This window comes from Variovorax sp. OV084 (assembly GCF_900111625.1).
Lineage (GTDB): Bacteria > Pseudomonadota > Gammaproteobacteria > Burkholderiales > Burkholderiaceae_C > Variovorax.
The window spans coordinates 1-1398 of the sequence record NZ_FOII01000055.1 but is presented as its reverse complement, the minus strand read 5'-3'; the positions used below and the strand labels follow the sequence as shown (position 1 = coordinate 1398).

Annotated in this window: 2 protein-coding genes; one reads left to right on the top strand and one right to left on the bottom strand. The window is 62.4% G+C overall.

Annotated elements, in window-relative coordinates; translation table 11 throughout:
- Positions 1–224, top strand: a 224-nt coding sequence (locus BMW87_RS35315; RefSeq protein WP_177192931.1) for a hypothetical protein, incomplete at its 5' end; no start/stop codon positions are given.
- 50 nt (positions 225–274) lie between these two features.
- On the opposite strand, the gene BMW87_RS34585 is transcribed toward BMW87_RS35315, so the two are convergent.
- The gene (locus BMW87_RS34585) at positions 275–1318 is read right to left on the bottom strand and encodes an IS110 family RNA-guided transposase (RefSeq protein WP_093083112.1); all 1044 of its coding nucleotides are present in this window, start codon (positions 1316–1318) and stop codon (positions 275–277) included.
- Between the last annotated feature and the right edge of the window lie 80 nt (positions 1319–1398).

The window sequence follows — 1398 nt, the reverse complement described above, 5'->3', positions numbered from 1 at the left end:
CCGCTTCTCTGATCGGGCCGGTTTGTCAAGCGCAGAGTATCTCGGTATTTGGTTTCGTCGAACAGAACGTCTCGGTGCAGTTCACGCTTCTCTACGCAGTCGGTCCCGACCCGAAGGTCGGCGCTGCACGCATTGGTCAGACGGAGCGGAGAGCCACGCTTTTGGACGCGCTTTGCAGCGCAGCAGTCATTTACGGCTTCATCCGGACCATCGTCTACACCTGAACGCTCAATCCTCGATTCCTTTCGTCAGTCAATGCACCTGACCCGCACAGTCACGCCTTCACGGCGACAGGCTCCTGAGCACCCCATCGGAACTCGGAGCCATCTACCCACATGCGGTGCAGGATGACGGCCAGCTTGCGCGCCACAGCGATCACCGCACGTCGATGGCCTCTTGTCTTGGCAAGCCGCATTCCCCAGGCTTTCAACGACGACCACTGCGCGTTGCGCGTGAGCAGCGAGTGCGCCGCCACATAGAGCGCCGACCGCACATCGGCATCGCCAGCTCGCGAGATGTGACCTGGGTTGTCCATCTCGCCGGACTGGTAGCGTTTGGGCGTCAGGCCGAAGTGGGCTGCCACCGTGCGCGACGCCTTGAACCGGGCGGGATCATCCACGGCCGACTTGAAGGTGAGTGCCGTCACAGGACCGACGCCCGGGATGGACATGAGCCGCACGCACAGCGGATCCGCCTTGGTCAGCGCCTTGACTGCGTTGTCCAGCTTCAGGTAGGTCTTGTAGAGCACGGTCCTTGCGTCCAGCAGAGGCACCAGCGCGCAGGACAGCGTCTCGTCATCGGCGAAGGTTGAGCGCACCTGGGCATCGAAGGATCCATGGCCCACGCGCGGCGCCAGTCGGATGCCGAACACGCGCAGAAGACCACGCAGCTCATTCTCGAGGTCGACGCACTTTGCCAGGATCGCCTTGCGGCTGGCGAGCAGCGCGCGCACGCGGTGGCTGTGTAGGCTCTTGATGTGCACGCGGCTGTACCAGCCGGTGCGCAGGATCTGCGCGATGCCGCGCGCGTCGTTGCGGTCGGTCTTGTTGCGCATGGCGTCCAGGGTGTTCTTGACCTGTCGGGCTTCCAGGCAGATGACTTCGAAGCCCGCGGCCTGCAGGCCGTAGGTGAGGTACTGACTCAGCGCGCCGGCTTCGAAGCCGACGGAGTTCAACTCAGGACTGAAGCTGCGCAGCCAATCGACGATCACATCGACATGCGCGTCGATCTTCGCCTCTCGGCAGACCTCGCCACGGTCGTCTACGACGCAGATCGAGACGGATCTCAGGGACACATCGATTCCGGTGAAGTAGGTCATTCAAGCTCTCCTTCGTAGTGGATTTACGAGTCTAGGAAGAGAACTCCGCAGGTCAATCAACCCGCCCGATCACCGATGCT